Genomic DNA, 18154 nt, shown 5'->3' with positions numbered 1-18154 from the left:
AAGGACGGATGCTTTTAAGTCGTCTCGATGTGAAGCGCTCGCTTCCTTCGTTCCTTTCGACGTGCGTCGTCGATCAAGCCAGCGACCCGTCCCACTTCCTCGATTCCAATCATCCGCAACGAGGCGTGGGATAGGTCGGTGCTTAGAATCTTGATCGCCCCGACGTTTAGCATTCTCTCCACGATTCCTTGGCTATACGCGACGTCGTCGATGTCGATCAGTTCAATGCGATCGGTGGTTCGCACCAGCAAACCATGCTTGTGGATGAAACGCTGACTGGTCAATTCGTAGTGAACACTAAACCGCCTGTAAAGATAGGTGAGAGCTGCATAACCCCAAATCGCGACGATCCCCACCAACGCGATCCCCCAAATGACTCGTCGATCCACTTGCTCCATGACACTCGGCAAAAAGATGGCAGTCGCAATCAACAGTCCGGAAGCAACCAAACATCCAATCCACGCTCCAATCATCGCGCGCGGAGAGTACCCGCCCGACCATAGCTTTTCCTCAACGTCCTTGCTGGGGTCATAAGCCGGCGCTGCTTTCGCAAATCTCTGTGCAGGGGTGGTTTCTTCCGGAGAGCTCATTTCGGCATCCTATTCATGCAAGGCCAGTTTCATCCCATTCATGTCGCCAACGCGCAATTTTTCGCGTATTCGCACGGCTTTGCCTGTTCTTGGTCACCGATTCGAAAACAAACAGGATTCGAGCGGGCTTATTCCAGGTTGGCGCGCGGTCCAACCGCGGTCTGCGAAGTATAGCGGCTGCGGATGACGCCCTCAACGTTGCACTAGTCATTTCCAAACGCCGCGCCTAAGCTCTATCACTATGGCAAAGAAATCGCGGTCCTCGAATTCCTCTTCTCCATCCGTTTCCTCGTACGACGCCTCCGGGACGAGCATCCTTGAGGCAAGTAACCCCGCGACCATTGCGCTGCGAACGAGCATGGGCGGACCTGCCATCCACCTGCGAGGAGCGTGCCAACACAATCTGAAGTCGCTAAATATCGATTTCCCGCTCCGACAACTGACAGTGCTTTGCGGGGTGAGCGGGAGCGGCAAATCGAGCTTGGCGTTCGATACCCTCTACGCGGAAGGCCAACGCCGCTACATCGAGAGTTTCTCTGCCTACACTCGGCAGTTTCTACAACGACTGGACAAACCTAGCTTCGACAGCCTCGAACCGCTTCCCCCTTCCATCGCCGTGACCCGCGACTCGCGCGCTCGAAACAATCGGAGCACGGTGGGCACTGCTAGCGAGATTCTGGAATACCTTCGAAACGTCTTCTCTAAGACCGCTTCGCTGTTCTGCCCCCAATGCGGTCAACCTGTTCAAGCCCATTCGCCAAATACCATCCTCGACGTGTTGAGCACCCGCACATCAGGACGCGCAATGGTGGGATTCGAGATCGCCTGGAAGTCGACCGATGAACTTGCCATGCTCCTCGCCGACCTTCAGTCGAGTGGATTCGTTCGCCTTGTTGTCCAAAATTCTACGGTCAACTTAGGGAGCTCGGATCGCGCTGAGCTTGTCGAGCAATTCAAAAACGTCCAACGCGCGACCGTGATTGTAGATCGACTCTCGTGGACGGGAACTCGGGAAGAACGCTGGCTACAGTCCCTCGGCGTGTGCATGGATCAAGCGGCGTTGCATGATGATTCCATCGGGATCGTCTTTCTAGAAAGCGAATCGGGCACAGAAACGATCGATGGAAAGTCCTTCGACCGCCTAGCATTCTCTCCGGTGCTGCGATGTGTTCCATGCAACATCGATTATCCCGCGGCAGAACCCAGTCTCTTCAATTTCAATCATCCCCTGGGCGCTTGCCGAGAATGCGAAGGATTTGGCGAAACGATCGCTATCGACCCAAACAAGGTCGTACCGAACAAAACACTGAGTCTGCGAGACGGTGCAATCGCTCCATGGAACACCCCATCCTATTCGCATGAGCTCCAAGAACTCTTGGCGCTCGCCCCCGATGTGGGAATCCCAACGGATGTCCCGGTGTCCAAACTCACCAAGGCTCAGTGGCGCCATATCGAGGAAGGTGTCCCATCCCATCGCTTCGGTGGATTGAAAGGATTCTTCGCTTGGCTCGAAAAGAAAAAGTACAAGATGCACGTCCGAGTCTTCTTGTCGCGATGGCGCACCTATTCCACCTGCAAAAGCTGCGAAGGGAAACGATTGAGCCATGAAGCACTCGCCTACCGATTGGCGGATTGCTCCTTCGCCGACCTCTGCTCTCTTTCGATCAACCGCCTCGCGCAATTGATCCGCGAATCAACCCAATCCCGATCGATTCAAACCGCCCACGAAGACCATTTCTCGTCCGATACGCCATCGAACTTTTGGCTCGCGGCCGAGGAACAAGCTCAATACAACGCATCCGAACCAGTTCGACAAGTCCTTTCGCGTCTGGAATACCTTCAAGACGTTGGTTTGGGCTATCTCTCCTTGGACCGGCCGCTCCACACTCTTAGCAGCGGCGAGAGCCAACGAGTTAATCTCACAACCCTCCTCGGTTCCAGCTTGGTCGACATGCTCTACGTCTTTGACGAACCGACCGTCGGATTGCACACCGCCGATGTGGATCGAGTCGCCCAAGCGATTCTCAAGATCCGCGATCGAGGGAATACGGTCATCCTCGTAGAGCACGAACCCTCCATGATGAAGCTGGCCGACCGCATCCTCGAAATCGGGCCAGGAGCCGGTGAGTTCGGAGGAGAAGTCGTCTTTGACGGAGCGCCCGAGGCATTGATGCAATCGGACAGTGTCACGGGCAAGTACCTTCGTGGGGAAAAACCCAGGCGTTCCATCCGAAGATCGGGCGAAAAGTTCATCAAACTCTCGGGTGCAGCGGGGCGCAATCTCCAAGGCATCGATATCGAAATCCCCCTCGGATGCTTCACGGTCATCACCGGACCGAGCGGATCGGGAAAGAGTACGCTTATTTTGGATACGCTCCTCCCCGCATGCTCAAAAGCTGCGGGAAAAGAAGGTCCCATCCCTTTGCCTTTTCAGTCTGTTACAGGAGTGAAATCGCTGGGCGGATTTCGGTCGCTCGACCAAAGCCCAATCCCTCGCTCGTCGCGATCGACCCCTGCGACGTATTGCAAAGCAATGGACGCGATCCGAAATGCATTTGCGGATACGCCGGATGCAAAGAGTCGAAAATGGAGCGCGAGCCACTTTTCCTTCAACAGCGAGTCAGGGCGATGTGAACACTGCGAAGGTTTAGGATGCATCACGGTTGAGATGCAGTTCATGGCGGATGTCGCTCTCCCATGCCCCGACTGTCTCGGAAAGCGATTCAAACCGGAAGTACTCGACGTGACGTATCGAGATCGCAACATTCACGATGTGCTTCAGATGAGCGTTTCCACTGCATCCGATTTCTTTCGCGGCGAAACTGAAATTCAAAGCCGCTTGCAACTTCTGATCGATATCGGCCTCGATTACCTTCCTTTAGGTCAAAACCTATCGACGCTCTCCGCAGGCGAATCGATGCGACTGAAATTGGCGACCATCCTTTCGGAAACGAATCGATCCAAACGGGGTGAGCTGATCGCGATGGATGAACCGACTACCGGCTTGCACTTTGTCGATATCGATCGACTCCTCGATTGCTTTGATATCTTGCTCGAGAAAGGACACACACTGGTCGTGATCGAACACAACCAGCAACTGATCGATGCCGCCGACTTCGTCATCGAACTAGGGCCGGGTGCGGGCCCCGACGGTGGGCAAGTCGTTCGGCAGTCCGTTCGCGGGAATCACTCGTAATACGGCCAGCACCAGGGCCTGCGAGCGAATCCCTTCACCACCATTGCGATCGACATCACCACGAAGAGCAACACGCGAATGGAGAATTGGTATTTCTCCTTTGGGTGCCCAAATAGGTCCAAATCTTCCAGGCCATCCGTGCAAGGAATCGTGGAAATTTCCGCGTTTACCACACCTTATTCAGCACGATTGCGACGCGACTGCGACCAGTGGGTTAGATGAGACATGCCAGCACACACGGTCCATGGAAGAATGACATAGAACAACACCGTTGTCCCCGCTCGAATCGAAGCAGAGACACGATGCGAGTTCGTGAGGGGAATCCGTTTTGGCGCGAATGTGTCGGGATCAAATGAGTTGGAGCTCGACATTATATTGTGATCATAAATTGTTACTGCCGCTGGTACAGCAACCAGTAGTGACCATAAAAAACCGTTGCGAGCACCTATCAAAAACGTAGATATCCCGCTTTCCCTAAGAGGCGTATGCACGGTGGCGGTGGCTTGGTACGGATTGCTCATCTATTGTCCCTCATTGAAGAAGCCCCAAGTCAACCGATCAATTCGCTACTCATTCTAGGGCCTTCTGAAACGATCCCCTCTTGCAGCCCTTGCTTCAATCGCAGTCCCACCTCATTCGCATTGCCTTCAACGGACGCGCCCGTGATAGCAGCTTCGATGGGCCAACGAAAAACGCCTCCGAATCACCGGAGGCGTCTCAGCCTAACAACTGTCGTGGGAGAATAGCTCTAATCGAGCATTCGAACCGCCGCGTCGCTACTACTCTTTCTTTTCACCGATCGCAAAAATGCGGTTTCGATTCGCGACGAAAATCTTGTCATTCGCCGCTACAGGAGTCGTATACAAGGCGGATCCTAAGTTGATTTCAGCGATCTGCTTTTGTTCTTTCGACAATTCGAAAATGGTGATGTCTCCATCCTCGTCGCCGATGAAAATCTTATTGTCAGCGATCAGCGGGGATGCCCAAGATGCCGCAAGCATGTCATAGGTCCAATGGGGCTCTCCTGTTTTGCTATCCAAGCAATGAACCAAACCGCTGAAGTCAGCAATCACGAGGATATCATTCTTGATCGCCACGGTTCCGCATGTTCGGTGCATGGTCGTCTCAAACTCTTTCGGATTGCTGCCTACGTAATGCCAAACCGCAGCAGAGTTTGGATTATCTCGCTCGAGATCGCCAGCCGCCGCATCGAGCGCTTGCTTTCGCTTGTGAGGGATCACGACATTCGGATTCGAGGAGTTGTAGACCAACGTTGGGCTGACATCTCCACGCTTGTTCGGGTCGATTGCCCAAAGGTGGCCATTCCCTTCACCGTGCTCGGGGTCTTCACCGACGGCGACGTAAATCAAGCCGTCATAAACGACAGGGGTTGCGATGATGTGGTTTCGGGTCGCACCGTTCAATCGATAGACGGAATCCTTAGGATTGCAGTCGAACTTCCATAGCATCTTCGATTTGCCGTTATCCCCAGCGGGATCAAAGCTGTACATCCAGCCATCTCCTCCGCCAAAGACGACTTGTTCCTGACCATTGAACACGCCGTAGGTTGGGGAGGACCATTGTCCGTGGAGGATGTTTCCACCGGGAGTGTTATCGGTCCAAAGAACTTCGCCTGTGCTCTTATCGATGCAAATGAAGCTCGGAGCCTTTTCCTCGGGAACGGTCAAGTGCGAGTCATCGACCCCGTTGGAGGTGTTGACAAAAAGTTTGTTGCCAACGGCGGTCACCGAGCAGCTGCACATGTTGTGCTGGGAAACGTTTAGCTGAGACATCATGTCCAAACGCCAGACCACATCCGCTTCGTCTTTGTTTTCGTTAGGCTCTTTGTTGAAGGGCCCATCGTTTTCACCATCTAGGAATCCATCGGTGTCGAGACAAACGACTTCGCCCCGGCTCGTCACGTACCAGAGTCGATCGCCATCGATCATGGGAGCGCAGCAAATTCCTTGGTTCGGCCAGTCATGGACGCGACCGGTCGGCAGCTTTTCGCTGCTGTGCTGCCAAAGAAACTTTCCGTCTTTCTCGTCGAAACAGATGAGGCAGCCCAAATCGACCGTGGCCGGGTAGCGTTTGATGTACCCGTTCCCATTGTTGGTGCCGATGTAAACCTTTCCATTGGCGACGACGGGATTCCCATAGGTTTCAGAACCGAGGGGCATGGACCAAAGGATGTTCTCTTTCGTCTCGACATCAAAAGAAGTCGGGAGCGGGCCGCTATCCGGAACATTGTTTCGTTCGGGAGACCCACCCCACTGAGGCCAATCCTTAGGCCCAACTTTGAGCTTCGAGATGAAGGCCTTCGCGACGGCGGTCGGGTCGTAATCAGCGGCCGAGAGAGTCGAATGGCTGGTCAAGCTGGCAGCGAGCATCGAGCCGCCAAAGAAACTGAACCATGGAAGTCTTCGAAACAATCGTTGTCGCATTCGGAGTCACCTACGCAGGGGAAGGGTGGGGGGATGCGGAATTTGCCCGCATGTGGTTGGATCTATGCCCGCCATTATAGCCGATTGACTACAAGGTTGGACAGGTTTCCCCCAACTTGTCGATTGCGACCACTCCACGTACCAAATACAATTTCGGTCGGCGTTCCGCTGGCGATCGCCTCCTCCGACTCCTCCCTCACCCCCCAGATATCCATGGCAAAAACAAACTTGCACTCGAGCCCCTCCTCCCGTCGACACTTTTTGGCGATGACAGCCGCGGCTACCGCAGTCGCTTCGACCAGTTCCCTATTCGCCCAACAAGCGAAGGCTGCCCCGTTCAAAATCTCGCTGGCCCAATGGTCGCTTCACAAGCCATTGTTCGCGAAACAAATCGACAATTTGGACTTCGCCAAAATCTCGAAGGAAAAGTTTGGCATCGAAGGGGTCGAGTACGTCAATCAGTTCTTCAAGGACAAAGCGAAGGACGAAGCCTATCTCAGCGAGATGAAAAAACGCGCTGCAGATTTCGGGGTAACAAGCGTCTTGATCATGATCGACGGCGAAGGCGCTTTGGGAGATAAGGACGCAGCCAAACGCACCACCGCCGTAGAGAACCATTACAAGTGGGTAGAAGCCGCCAAATTCCTCGGTTGCCACTCGATCCGAGTGAACGCCCAAACCAACGCAGAATACGAAGAAGGCAAAAAGCTCGCTGCAGACGGCCTGCGGCGATTGTCGGAGTACGCCAAGCCGATGGGAATCAACGTGATTGTCGAAAATCACGGGGGATTGAGCTCGAACGGCAAATGGCTCTCCGAAACCATTCGCATGACCGAAATGGCCAACTGCGGGACCTTGCCCGACTTCGGCAACTTCTATGAATACGATCGCTACCAAGGGGTCACCGACCTGATGCCGCTCGCCAAAGCCGTCAGCGCAAAGAGCTATGACTTCGACGAAAACGGAAATGAAACGAAGATCGACTTCCGCAAGATGATGAAAATCGTTTTGGACGCGAAGTACCACGGCTGGGTTGGCATCGAATACGAAGGCTCCAAACTAAGTCCCGATGATGGAATCATCGCGACGAAAAAGCTTCTCGAAAAGTGCATGGATATCGTGTAATCGATTCCCCATTCCCACCGGACCCGCCCCGTCCAGGCCACACTTTGGTCCTTGACCACGGCGCACAGTGACCGAGTCCAAAGGGATTCGTCCAATCGTTTCGTCCCGCACAAGGGCGATTTTCGAACCGGGACGAGTTTCGGTTGCTTCCCGAGGGGCTAGCAGCTAGACTTGTACAGTGATTGAATTTTTTTCAGCTGCTCGGTTCGGAACCGGGCGGCATCGGAAAATCGCTGAAAGCCTCACCCCCTCCCACCTTCCCAATTCCCCACCTAACCCCTGCTGCCTTGCTCGACGCCTTGCAGTCGCAACGATTCCTGTTGTGCTCCAAAAGCCTCGTGCGTTTGCTCTCGAAGATGCAGTCCATCGTCGCGAGTTGAATTCCATCCCTCTTGTCCCTCTGAGTGATCGGGGGCCGACCATGGGATTGCAGCGGTTCAGCCTGCTGGAACTATCATGAAGAAGCCTTTTGCTTACTTGCTCGCGATATCGTGTTCGACCTCCTTCGCTAGCGGTTTGACTGCACAGGACTCCGCCGGCACCACTACTCAAGCCGCCACGGCGCCCGCCCCAGCCGCCACCGCGCCAGCCACGACTGCCCCAGTTGCCACTCAGCAGTCCGTTGAAGCAGCCCAGCAGTCCGACACGGCCGGCCAATCGAGCGACGCGGTACCTGCTCCTGTAGTGGTTCCACCCGTCTACGAACCACCGGAGATCATCGAACCGGCTGCACCCGGAGAGAAGGTTCTTCTGCAGTTTCGCGACCAAGATTGGCAAGTAGCGCTCAGTTGGCTCGCGGCCAAGCTCGCGCTCAATCTGGATTGGAAAGAACTGCCAACCGACAAACTGAGCCTTTCGAGCACCCAGGAGCTTACCCTCGATGCTGTCGAAGACCTCTTCAATATGCAGCTCCTCGCGAGAGGCTTTGTCCTGCTCAAGCGTGAAAATGTCCTGCGATTGGTGAGCTTGAAAGATCTCGATATCACGCTCGTTCCTCGTGTGGAACCTGAAGAACTCGCAACCCTTCCTAAGCATTCCATCGCTCGCGTCTCCTTTCCTTTGGATTGGATGATTGCAGAAGAGGCGGCCAATGAACTCAAACCACTTCTGAGCCCGTATGGCAAGGTCTCTCCGATGGCCAGTGCCAATCGGCTCGAGGTCGTCGATGCAGTCGTCAATCTACGCGAGTTTCACCGCCTCCTAATTGATGCGGAAGAAGATGATTCCCGAAAGGAACGAGTTGCCGAGTTTCGATTGACCCATCGCCGTGTCGAGGATGTTGCGCCCAAAGTTCGCCAACTGCTCGGCCTACCCCCCGATTCGGCTTCGAATCAGACGCCAACCCAGTTGGATGTCGAGCAAACCCGTTTCAAAGCCGAAGCGATGAAGCAATTGGGGCGCGAGGCTCGCGAACTCATTCAAGACAGCAAGAAGGTCACGATCTATGTCGTTGTGAACGAAAAGGAAAACAGCCTTCTCGTCAACGCGCCTCCCAACAAAATCGAAATCGTTCGGCAAGCCGTCGAAGCGATGGACAAGCCTCTCGCGGAAAAGGAAACAGCTTGGGAAACGATCAGCCGCGTGAAGGTATACGATGTCGCTGGCTTCGAACCCGATGCGGTCACAAAATTGGTCGCATCCCTGCAAGAGCGTGGCACGGTCGGAAAAGACACGCGAATCCAACATGAAGCCGCTTACAATCGCATCATCGTTTTCGCTTCGCCCGAAGATCAATTAACCGTTGCACAGCTGATCGAGTCTTTCCGCTCCGAAAAGCGGACCGCCACCGTCCTGACCCTGGCTAACGTGGATCCTACCTACGCGGCGAAAGCGGTCCAGTTGATCCTGAAATCCCCCGATCGCCCCTCCTCTGCACCAGGCTTGCCCAGCGATGGCAAGTTTCAAATCGAACCCGATCCACAGAACAATCGGCTGCTCCTATGGGCAACCCCTGGTGAGTTAACCGAAGTCCGAGAGTTCCTCGCGAGACTCGGCGAAACTTTCTCCGACCAAAAGCTTGATTCCAAACTCCACGTCATCGATATGCGTGGCCAAGATACTTCGGAGATTACCGAAAAACTGAAACGCATTTGGGCCGAAATCAGCGATAGCCCACTGCTCCTCGATCTACCGGTGGATGCCAAGGAGGACAGCCAATCAGCCCCTTCCGAAAAGCGTGCCGATACGACTCAGTCCGCATCGGACGAATCCTCTATTGAGAAGAAAAGTGATTCGCGCTTCGTCGCAGCCATCACCGCTTCAAATGCAACGGATGCCGCTCGTGTCCCAGAAAAGGAACACCCTCCCGTTCGTTTGATGCGCAATGGAAGTGGTGATTTGGTTGTTCTATCCAAGGATCCTATCGCTGCGGAAACCGCCAAGCGATTGATCGACCAGCTCCTCAAAGAAGGAACGGAATTCCGCGCCATCGCTCTCAAGCATTCGCAGGCCTTTGCGGTGCGCCGGCAACTGGGAACAATGCTGCAATACTCCACAAGCAATGTTTCTTCCAAATTGGCATCGGCCCCCCAAGTGATCATCGATGTCGACACGCGAACCAATCGTTTGATCATTCAGAACGCAAACGAAAAGCAATGGAAGACGATCAAGGAATCGATCGAGATCCTCGATCAACCCAATCCGGAAGACGAGAAGCTGGTTCGCGAACGAGTTACCTACCGATTCCAACACCGCAAAGCCAGCGTGGTGGCCAAAGCTCTGGAAGGGGTATACGAGGACTTGCTCCGTTTCAGTGAGCGATCTCTGTCGAACATGTCCTATCGAAACTCTAGCTTCAACCGAAATATTGCGGCGACCACGTCGAGCCCCGAGTACCAAGGACTTTTGGCTATCAGCGTCGACGAGCAAGCCAACCTGATGATTATCTCGGCTCCCAAATATCTGCTCGAAGAAGTTCTCAAGCTCGTGGAGTCGATGGATACCCCGACCGATGGGAATGCCATCGCCATCCTCAATGCAGCGGACCTTCCTTTCTCATCAGACAACAGTGCCAACAAGGCCTCGGATAATCTCCGACGATTGCTCCGGGGTGGGCGTTAGCTTTCGAAACGTATCACGAACGCAGCCGTTACTGGAGCGGCTGGCATCCCCGGATTCCTTCGATGCCGTCATCCAACGACGAGCACGGGCCAAGGCGAAACGTGCTGAACCAATCTGGCTTCTGGAAACGACGGGACAAAAACAAACCCCGGAGTACGCCAGTAGCGAGATAGCCTTACATCGTCAAACACGCGCCATTCGCGTTCGAACCGCCAGTCCTGCCCCCCACCCGTGTCGTCGACGAATTGGACCATCGGCCATTCGCTCGATGGAGTTTGATGCGCGCGTTTTTTGTCTACGTACTGCACTGGGATAGCCCCGTTCTCCTGGAGTCGATCCAGCGAAAGGAGCAGGCCGTAGGGTTCCCAGTCCCAACGCCCTAGATGGCGTTGATACTTACGAGCCCTAAGCAGATCTTTCAAGTTCTGTTGAGAAAACGAGACCGAAGCGACACCGCCTGGTTTACGTGGCCGCGTCGCAATCAGCTTGCCAGTCGAAAGGATGCGCAACAGTGCCTGCAATGGCGTTGCGTCCGCACGCTGCGGTTCCAACAGCAATTCGTCGCAATATTGTTCCCACGATTGATCGGGCCAAGGTCCCTGCCTCGCTCTTGTGCAATGGACTAAATACCGATCGCTGGTTGGCCGCATGAATTCTGTGGCACGCGCAATGGGCTGATACGTCACCTGAGGAAACCTCAGGCAAGTCGACCATGAAGTCTCGATGCCCGCAACATTCGGTGAACTTTGGGAACTCCAAGCTCCAAACCAGCCCACAGCCCCTCGCTGGATCCATCGACTATCGTTGGAGGAGGTCCATGCCACCTTGATCGTAGAGGAGGGCACCTCGCGCAGCTCCAATCGCTTCGATAAGAGCTGTTCTATTTTTCCCCCTTTGGACACTTGCACCACGAATAGCAGATTCGAAAGTCCAATCAGACTGCGATCCTGAAGCGGGATAGCGCGTAGTTGGGGATCGATCGCGTCGACGTTCTCTTCGTGAACCAAAAAGTTTTCCTCTTGGGTCGACGCCACTTCCAAGATTCGCTTCGGTAAACTCACTTCCGATTCTGGGGCCAAGAGTAGTGAGAAAGAGGTTCCTAATCGTTTACACACATGGACGATCGACGGGGCGTAAGGTGCATCGCCCGGGATCAACACACGGTAACCATGCTGCTTCGCGAATTGAACAGCGACCCACGCAGGTTGCTGCCATCTCGAATCCGCGAAACCAAAGCGCTTCGAATGCGAAGAGCAAATTCCTAAAGTTGGCTCCGACCAAGGTGCCTCCCTTCCGTAGATTGTGGCATGCCCGGTGAACTGCGCCAGCATGTGGCGCATCGGCTCGGGAGCTTGGTCAGCGCGAAAGGAAGGAACGGTCGCTGAATTGAGGCATGCTGCGTGGCGGTGGGTCGACGGGCGTGGATGGTTATCCATCGTCGCAACTCCTGGGCGAAAAAGGTTGCGTTGGAACGGTCGCACAGACCCTCTCATCATAACTCATTCACGCACCGGAGGTGCACCCGGGAAGGATTGGGTTTCGCCACCGATTATCTGGATGGAAGACTGGTTCGAACGGGCCGCACCGAAGCTTCGTGCAACACAGATAGCTCCCCAACGTCCACGTCAACGAATGACATGCCTTGCGACGGCAAACGAATCCGCCTTGCAAACGAGACGATTCTAGGGGCGTAATGCGTCAGGATACGATCGCTCGGAGGTGTCGCCTGAAGGTTATGGAAGCCTTTTCACTCGGTGGATGAATCGAAGGACCGGCGAGAAGATGAGATGTGCATAGACGCATTGTCTCGCATCTCCCCGTTTAAGAACGCATGTTGCCCGAATGTCGCGTGCGACTGGAAGGTTGCGATTGCATTTGCAGTAGGGCGAATCGAAATTCCCCCAGAATCATCGCGGTCGCACCCCAAACAAAATGTTGGCCCACCCAGAACCCGGGAGCATTGAACGTGGCGTTCCCACGCTTCATCACCCCCACTTTGATAGCATCATGCAGCAAGAGTTGCTCAAGGGGCAGAAATAGCAACTCCGCAACTTCGTCCGCATTGGGCAGAAATGGGGTTGGCTCTTGGCAAACGCTTAAGACCGGTGTCACCACATGGCGGCTGGCATAGACGTATAGAGACTTCAATTGCCCTACAGGTTGTAGGAAAGAAGTTGTGCAACCCAATTCTTCGCCATATTCGCGGCAGGCCGTTTGCCAAACGCTCTCACCCTTTTCGGATCTTCCACCTGGCAAAGAGACTTGTCCGGCATGGTCGAGCATCTGCGGCGGTCGAAGTGTCAGCGGGATCGACCATCCTCCGTTACCGTTCGGATAAAGCGTGAGCATCACGGCAGCGGGGTGCGCCAAGCGAGGAGGTGGTCCACGATGTCTGCCATAAGCATACTGCGGCGCCAGCATTCGATAGGGATCGAATTCGTCCAAAACTCGCGTCGCGAACACACGCCAAGAAGGTTCTGCACTAGGCGGCTCGCCGAGAAACCGACGCAAATCCTCAGGCAATGTTCCAGCGAGCATCATCATGAAGTCTGTTCAAAGCTATCGATCAAGAATTTTCGAACCCAGTATTTTAAGCCAATTTGATCCAGGGTGCGATGCTGAAAATGGGAATTCGGTGGAACTCCTAGGGATGCTGGTTAGAACCGGAATTTCGCCTTGTCAAACCAAGCCTGCATCGGGCAAACTACTGGACTTGCTCAGAGCTCACTTATACGGACGGAACGACATCGAATGACGAACTTGGCACAACTGGACCCTCCCAAGGCGACCGGATTGATTGTCCATATACTCCAAGCGATTGCGCAGCTCGAGAGAAAGATCCGCCCTCAGCAACTGCTGATGGCCCGATATTACTCCTCCAACGATATTCCTCGTCTCAAGCGTGCAGAGTCGACGCTCCAGTGGGATTTCGAGCTGCAAGGTGTCTCGCCCGTTCGCGGTCAGTACAACACCAGCATCCTGTTTGATCTCGATACTCGCCACCTGAGCGCATCGGTCGACGATCCCAGCGTGCGCGTTGTCCGTCAACTCAGCGCCCAGTGCTCGTGCACCGAAGAGATCAAACCCTGTGTTCACCAGATCTTCTGCTTGCACTATCTACGCCGCAACTTGAGTCAAAAATCGACCGATGATGCGATGCAATGGATGGAGAGCTGCATCACCGATGGGCGGCATGCCGGCAAAAAGTTCGTTGAGTCGCTCGACTACTTGAAAGTCCCCGAGCTGGAACCGAGCGAAGAGGAACCACAGGAGCGGGAAAGATTGACGCGCATCCAATGGAGAGTCGCGTTCACTCAGCATTCCGTTCGGATCAATCCATACTTGCAAACAATGCGAAAGCGAGGAGGCTGGAACAAAGGGCGACTGGTTCGCGAATCCCTCGACACCGTCGACGAAACGACCCTGAGCCACGCCTCGGACCGAACGCTGGTCCTACTTCTTCAAGCCGCCGAGGAGTCCTACCGTGGCCAAACCCCACGTATGATTCGCGAGTGCTTTAAGCTGCTTTACGATCATCCCAACGTAACGCTCGACGATGAAAACCAAACTCCTATCCGAATCCGAGAATGCCCTCTCGAGGTTCGCGTCGAAGAAGAATCCGAAACGTATCGACCCAGCGTCTTCCAAGGGGACTATCAGATTGTTTCGACGCAAGATGCTGCCAATTGCTCGATCGGAAGCATCAATAACAATGAATCGGTAATGTTTCGTTTGGATCGAGATCAACGCTGCATCTTGGTCAGCACGCTGGACCAAAAGATGAAGCGTCTGATCGACGATTTGCAGATGGCGGAGCGACGCGAAGCGGTTTTCGATCAAGAGACGGCAGAGCGATTTGCAGATCTGGTCGCCGCTGCGGCGAATCCCCTTCAAGTCCAGATCAATCTGCCCGAACGATTGGCCGGTCCCGAACAACCGCTTGAACCGAACATCGAGCTGCATCTTTCGCCATTTGCAAAAGAAAGCTTGATGGTCTCCCTCCGCGTGGCTTGCGACTTGGTTCGCGAAGCGCCGGTCCCCGGCATGGAGCCGGATCGATTGCGAGTCGCGACTGCAGCCGGACGATTCCAATTGCTGCGCGCGTTGGAAGAGGAAGCGATGCGAGCCGATGAAGTCGCAGGGGTGCTCGAGCTAGGTCGGCTCTCCTATGAAAGCCCCTACACCTGGATTGCCGAAACTCCGGACGAAGCATTGGACTTGATCCAACGCATCCAGCAGCTTGGAGAAGACGCACCGACGGTCTGCTGGCCTAAGAGTCAACCGATGCGAATCATCGGCGAGATCACGCCGCAGCGACTTCAAGTTCGACTGACGAGCCAGCGAGACTGGTTCGGAGTCGAAGGCGTCGCGCAACTAGAAGGCCTTGAAATTCCCCTCGCGGAACTCCTCGCAGCACTCCGCGGCGGTCGGCGATTCGTGCCATTGGGGGATGGGCAATTCGCCATGATATCGGAGCAGCTCCGACAACGGCTAAACAGCATCCAAGATGTTTCGAGCACCGAATCCGGACAAATTCGCGTATCCCGAGCCGCGACTGCGGTCATCGAGGAAGCCCTCGGTACGGATATCACCTACGAAGCGGATTCGTCGTGGCGCGATGCGTTGGACCGCCTTCGTACCGCAAAGACGCTGCAACCTAAAGTTCCAGAGAACTTGATGGCCGATTTGCGCGAGTATCAGAAGTCAGGCTACAGCTGGCTTGCTCGTCTAGCACACTGGGGAATCGGCGGATGCTTGGCGGACGACATGGGTCTCGGAAAGACCGTTCAAACGCTGGGTGTGTTGCTCGATCGGTCGAACAAAGGGGCGGCGTTGATCATCGCTCCCACGAGCGTCGGCTCGAACTGGCAACGCGAAGCGGAGCGATTTGCTCCTTCGCTCAAGCCAAAACTATACCGGGAACATGATCGTCAAACTTTGATCGATAGCGCTGGACCTGGGGATTTGATCATCACCAGCTACCAGTTGCTCCAACGAGACGTCGACCGATTCACCGCCCGATCTTGGTACACCCTCGTGCTGGACGAAGCCCAATTCATCAAAAACTTTCAAACGAAAACGGCACAAGCGGTTCGACAGCTCGATGCGGACTGGAGAATCGCGCTTTCCGGTACCCCGCTCGAAAATCATCTGGGCGAATTGTGGAGCCTGATGCGGACCGTGAGCCCTGGATTGCTAGGGTCGTGGGATCGCTTCCGAAAGAACTTCGCAGAGCCGATCGAACGCCAGGGAAATCGCGATCGCTTGCAAGCTCTCGGTCGCGTGGTTCGCCCCTTCATCTTGCGACGTACCAAAAAGGAAGTTTTGTCGGAGTTGCCGGAACGAACAGAAGTCGTTCGATACGCCGAGCTTTCCACCGAAGAACGAAAGAAATACGACTCCGCACGATTGGCCGCGATCAATGAACTCACGCAACCCGAAGGAGAAGACAGCGACTCCCAAATGCGCATTCGCGTTCTCGCGTGGTTGACGCGATTGCGACAGCTCTCTTGCCACCCCGCCCTGGTCGACAAGCGCTGGACGGAATCGTCTGCCAAACTCGATCTCTTCATGGAGATCGTCGAAGAACTTCGCGAAGGGGAACACCGCGCATTGGTCTTTAGCCAATTCGTACAGCACCTGTCCCTGCTCCGCGAAGCGTTGGACAAAACAGGCGTTACCTACCAATACCTCGACGGTTCGACTCCAGCCGCAAAACGCCAAGAAGCCGTCGATCGCTTCCAAGCAGGTGAAGGGGACCTCTTCTTGATCTCCCTCAAAGCAGGTGGAACCGGTCTCAACTTGACCGCCGCCGACTACGTGATCCACATGGATCCATGGTGGAACCCAGCCGTGGAAGATCAAGCGACCGACCGAGCCCACCGCATCGGACAACAACGCGCCGTGACGGTCTACCGACTCGTCGCCAAGGATACCATCGAACAGCAGATTCTCGCACTCCATGCCGACAAACGAGAACTGATTAGCGGTGTACTCGATGGTGCGGATCGCGCGGGTCGTATGTCGACCGACGAACTCGTCTCATTGATCCGACTCAGTCAGGTGGAAACCGTCTAATCAGCCGCCTCGCGTCAGATGGTTGATCCTCGATAGACTGATTTTTGAAAGAGTGGCATTTTCTTAGATCGGCTCAACGCAGTGCCGATCGACCAAGGGCTTGGCGCTGCGAATTGACCCATTCGAGCGCCGGACGGGACTTGCGCAGGAGCTTGATAACCTGAGAGGTCGTCGTGCTCAACTCCACGGCCGCAGGAGGTATCTCCCACTGATGATAGGCCAAGCGGTTTAGCAGCTCCGCAAGAATCATCGGCCATTCCCAGTTCCCTTCCGAGATGTTGATTCGCCCCAATCCATCGGTGTAACGATTGGTTACGAGCCTTCCTGCTTCGGTCGGCTCGGAGCGCACATGTACCGCGAGCTGCTCGCGGAGCCGGTGCACCGCCACGTCGCGATTTTCTTTTTGACTGCGACGTTCGGATGCTTTTCCACGGCAGCCGGAGGGCAAATGGATCCATTCCACAGCCGTTTCCACTTTGTTTCGATTCTGCCCGCCAGGTCCGGACGCACGCAGATGCGTCAGTTTGCACTGCTCGAGCAAGACGGCCTCAGTTTGGAATACCGGGTGCACGCGGGGCCTCGTTGGTACCGGCTCGACGTACCGGGGAAAGATGAAAGGAAAGTCCACGAAAACCGCATCATCGATACGACCGTGCAATCCGTCAATCTCTGCCCACGCGATTCCTCTTTCCACCACCTATCGCTTGCTCCTAGGAGTATTGAGAGCTATATCCCCAAGGCTCGATGGTAGGGGGTGTTCTCCAACCAAGTCGGCCTCGCATCGGAGAAGTCATGGTTGTCATCGTTGGATGTCTAGTCGTTTGCGGATGTGTTCTCGGCGGCTTTATGTGGGCCGGTGGACATATCGAAGCATTGATCCACCCCTCCGAAGTGTTGACCATCGGTGGAGCGTCGATGGGCGCTCTGATCGTGATGTCCTCTCCCGCCGTCCTCAAAGGGCTTGTGAAGGGGATCCTCCAAGCGTTGAAGGGGTCGCCGTACAGTAAACGATCTTACGAGGAAACCTTCTCAGCGCTCTACGAACTGTTTCGAATCGCTCGGCGCGATGGGTTGCTCGCCCTCGAAGGCCATATCGCAGACCCTCATAAGAGCGCTGTATTTGCCAAATATCCCAAACTGGCTGCCGATCACCATGCAACCGACTTTATCAAGGGAGCATTCGGACCGGTAATCGACGGATCGGTCCGCCCTGAGGATGTCGGTAACCTGATGGATATCGAACTGAAAGCGATGGAAGAAGAACATCACCTTCCTATCGGCGTCCTCTCGAAAACCGCGGACGGTCTCCCGGGCTTCGGAATCGTCGCCGCTGTTCTCGGTATCGTTATCACGATGGGACACATCGATGGCCCTCCTGCTGAAATCGGTCACAAAGTCGGTGCGGCACTCGTCGGTACGTTTTTGGGTATTCTCGCCTCCTATGGCTTCTTCGCACCACTCGCGGGAAAGATGGAGCTGATCGGTCACGAGGAAGGCGCGTACTTCAAAACCATCGCATGCGTCTTGCAAGGGTTCTTCAATGGTATGCAGCCTAAGATGGCAATCGAAACAGGTCGCCGCGGACTCAGTCAAGATCTGAGGCCATCCCCTGAGGAAATGGAAGCGCTCTTCAAAGCTGTTGACTCGGGAGGCTCCTAATC

10 protein-coding genes are annotated in these 18154 nt (G+C 55.0%); 5 read left to right on the top strand and 5 right to left on the bottom strand.

From position 1 onward, the window contains the following. Positions 1 to 14: 14 nt before the first annotated feature. Positions 15 to 590, bottom strand: a complete 576-nt coding sequence (locus tag VN12_RS25410; RefSeq protein WP_146679698.1) for a PH domain-containing protein — start codon at positions 588 to 590, stop codon at positions 15 to 17. Between the two features lie 241 nt (positions 591 to 831). On the opposite strand from VN12_RS25410, the gene uvrA reads away from it, so the two are divergent. Beyond that, entirely contained in the window at positions 832 to 3786 is a 2955-nt protein-coding gene (gene uvrA, locus VN12_RS25405) for an excinuclease ABC subunit UvrA (RefSeq protein WP_146679697.1), read from the top strand. A gap of 779 nt (positions 3787 to 4565) precedes the next feature. Here the strand turns inward: uvrA and VN12_RS25400 are convergent. Beyond that, entirely contained in the window at positions 4566 to 6230 is a 1665-nt protein-coding gene (locus tag VN12_RS25400; protein WP_146679696.1) for a PQQ-binding-like beta-propeller repeat protein, read from the bottom strand. Positions 6231 to 6443: 213 nt separating this feature from the next. Here VN12_RS25400 and VN12_RS25395 point away from each other — a divergent pair, with 213 nt between their 5' ends. After that, the gene (locus tag VN12_RS25395; RefSeq protein ID WP_146679695.1) at positions 6444 to 7355 is read left to right on the top strand and encodes a sugar phosphate isomerase/epimerase family protein; all 912 of its coding nucleotides are present in this window, start codon (positions 6444 to 6446) and stop codon (positions 7353 to 7355) included. Positions 7356 to 7811: 456 nt separating this feature from the next. Then, the gene (locus VN12_RS25390) at positions 7812 to 10415 is read left to right on the top strand and encodes a secretin N-terminal domain-containing protein (RefSeq protein ID WP_146679694.1); all 2604 of its coding nucleotides are present in this window, start codon (positions 7812 to 7814) and stop codon (positions 10413 to 10415) included. Between the two features lie 68 nt (positions 10416 to 10483). On the opposite strand, the gene VN12_RS25385 is transcribed toward VN12_RS25390, so the two are convergent. Continuing rightward, positions 10484 to 11851, bottom strand: a complete 1368-nt coding sequence (locus VN12_RS25385) for a hypothetical protein (RefSeq protein ID WP_146679693.1) — start codon at positions 11849 to 11851, stop codon at positions 10484 to 10486. 385 nt (positions 11852 to 12236) lie between these two features. Beyond that, positions 12237 to 12959 (bottom strand): NUDIX hydrolase, encoded by a 723-nt coding sequence (locus VN12_RS25380; protein ID WP_146679692.1) that lies wholly within the window; start codon positions 12957 to 12959, stop codon positions 12237 to 12239. 207 nt (positions 12960 to 13166) lie between these two features. Here VN12_RS25380 and VN12_RS25375 point away from each other — a divergent pair, with 207 nt between their 5' ends. Beyond that, entirely contained in the window at positions 13167 to 16493 is a 3327-nt protein-coding gene (locus tag VN12_RS25375; RefSeq protein WP_146679691.1) for a DEAD/DEAH box helicase, read from the top strand. A gap of 73 nt (positions 16494 to 16566) precedes the next feature. Here VN12_RS25375 and VN12_RS25370 read toward each other — a convergent pair whose 3' ends face one another. Next, positions 16567 to 17190: a peptide chain release factor family protein gene (locus tag VN12_RS25370; RefSeq protein ID WP_146679690.1), complete on the bottom strand. Its 624-nt coding sequence runs from the start codon at positions 17188 to 17190 to the stop codon at positions 16567 to 16569. Positions 17191 to 17285: 95 nt separating this feature from the next. Here VN12_RS25370 and motA point away from each other — a divergent pair, with 95 nt between their 5' ends. Next, positions 17286 to 18152 (top strand): flagellar motor stator protein MotA, encoded by an 867-nt coding sequence (gene motA / locus VN12_RS25365; RefSeq protein WP_146679689.1) that lies wholly within the window; start codon positions 17286 to 17288, stop codon positions 18150 to 18152. Positions 18153 to 18154 lie beyond the last annotated feature (2 nt).

Origin of the sequence: Pirellula sp. SH-Sr6A (assembly GCF_001610875.1) — a bacterium.
Lineage (GTDB): Bacteria > Planctomycetota > Planctomycetia > Pirellulales > Pirellulaceae > JBKCUI01.
Note: the sequence above shows the minus strand (reverse complement) of the source record. Positions and strands in the feature narration are given on the sequence as shown.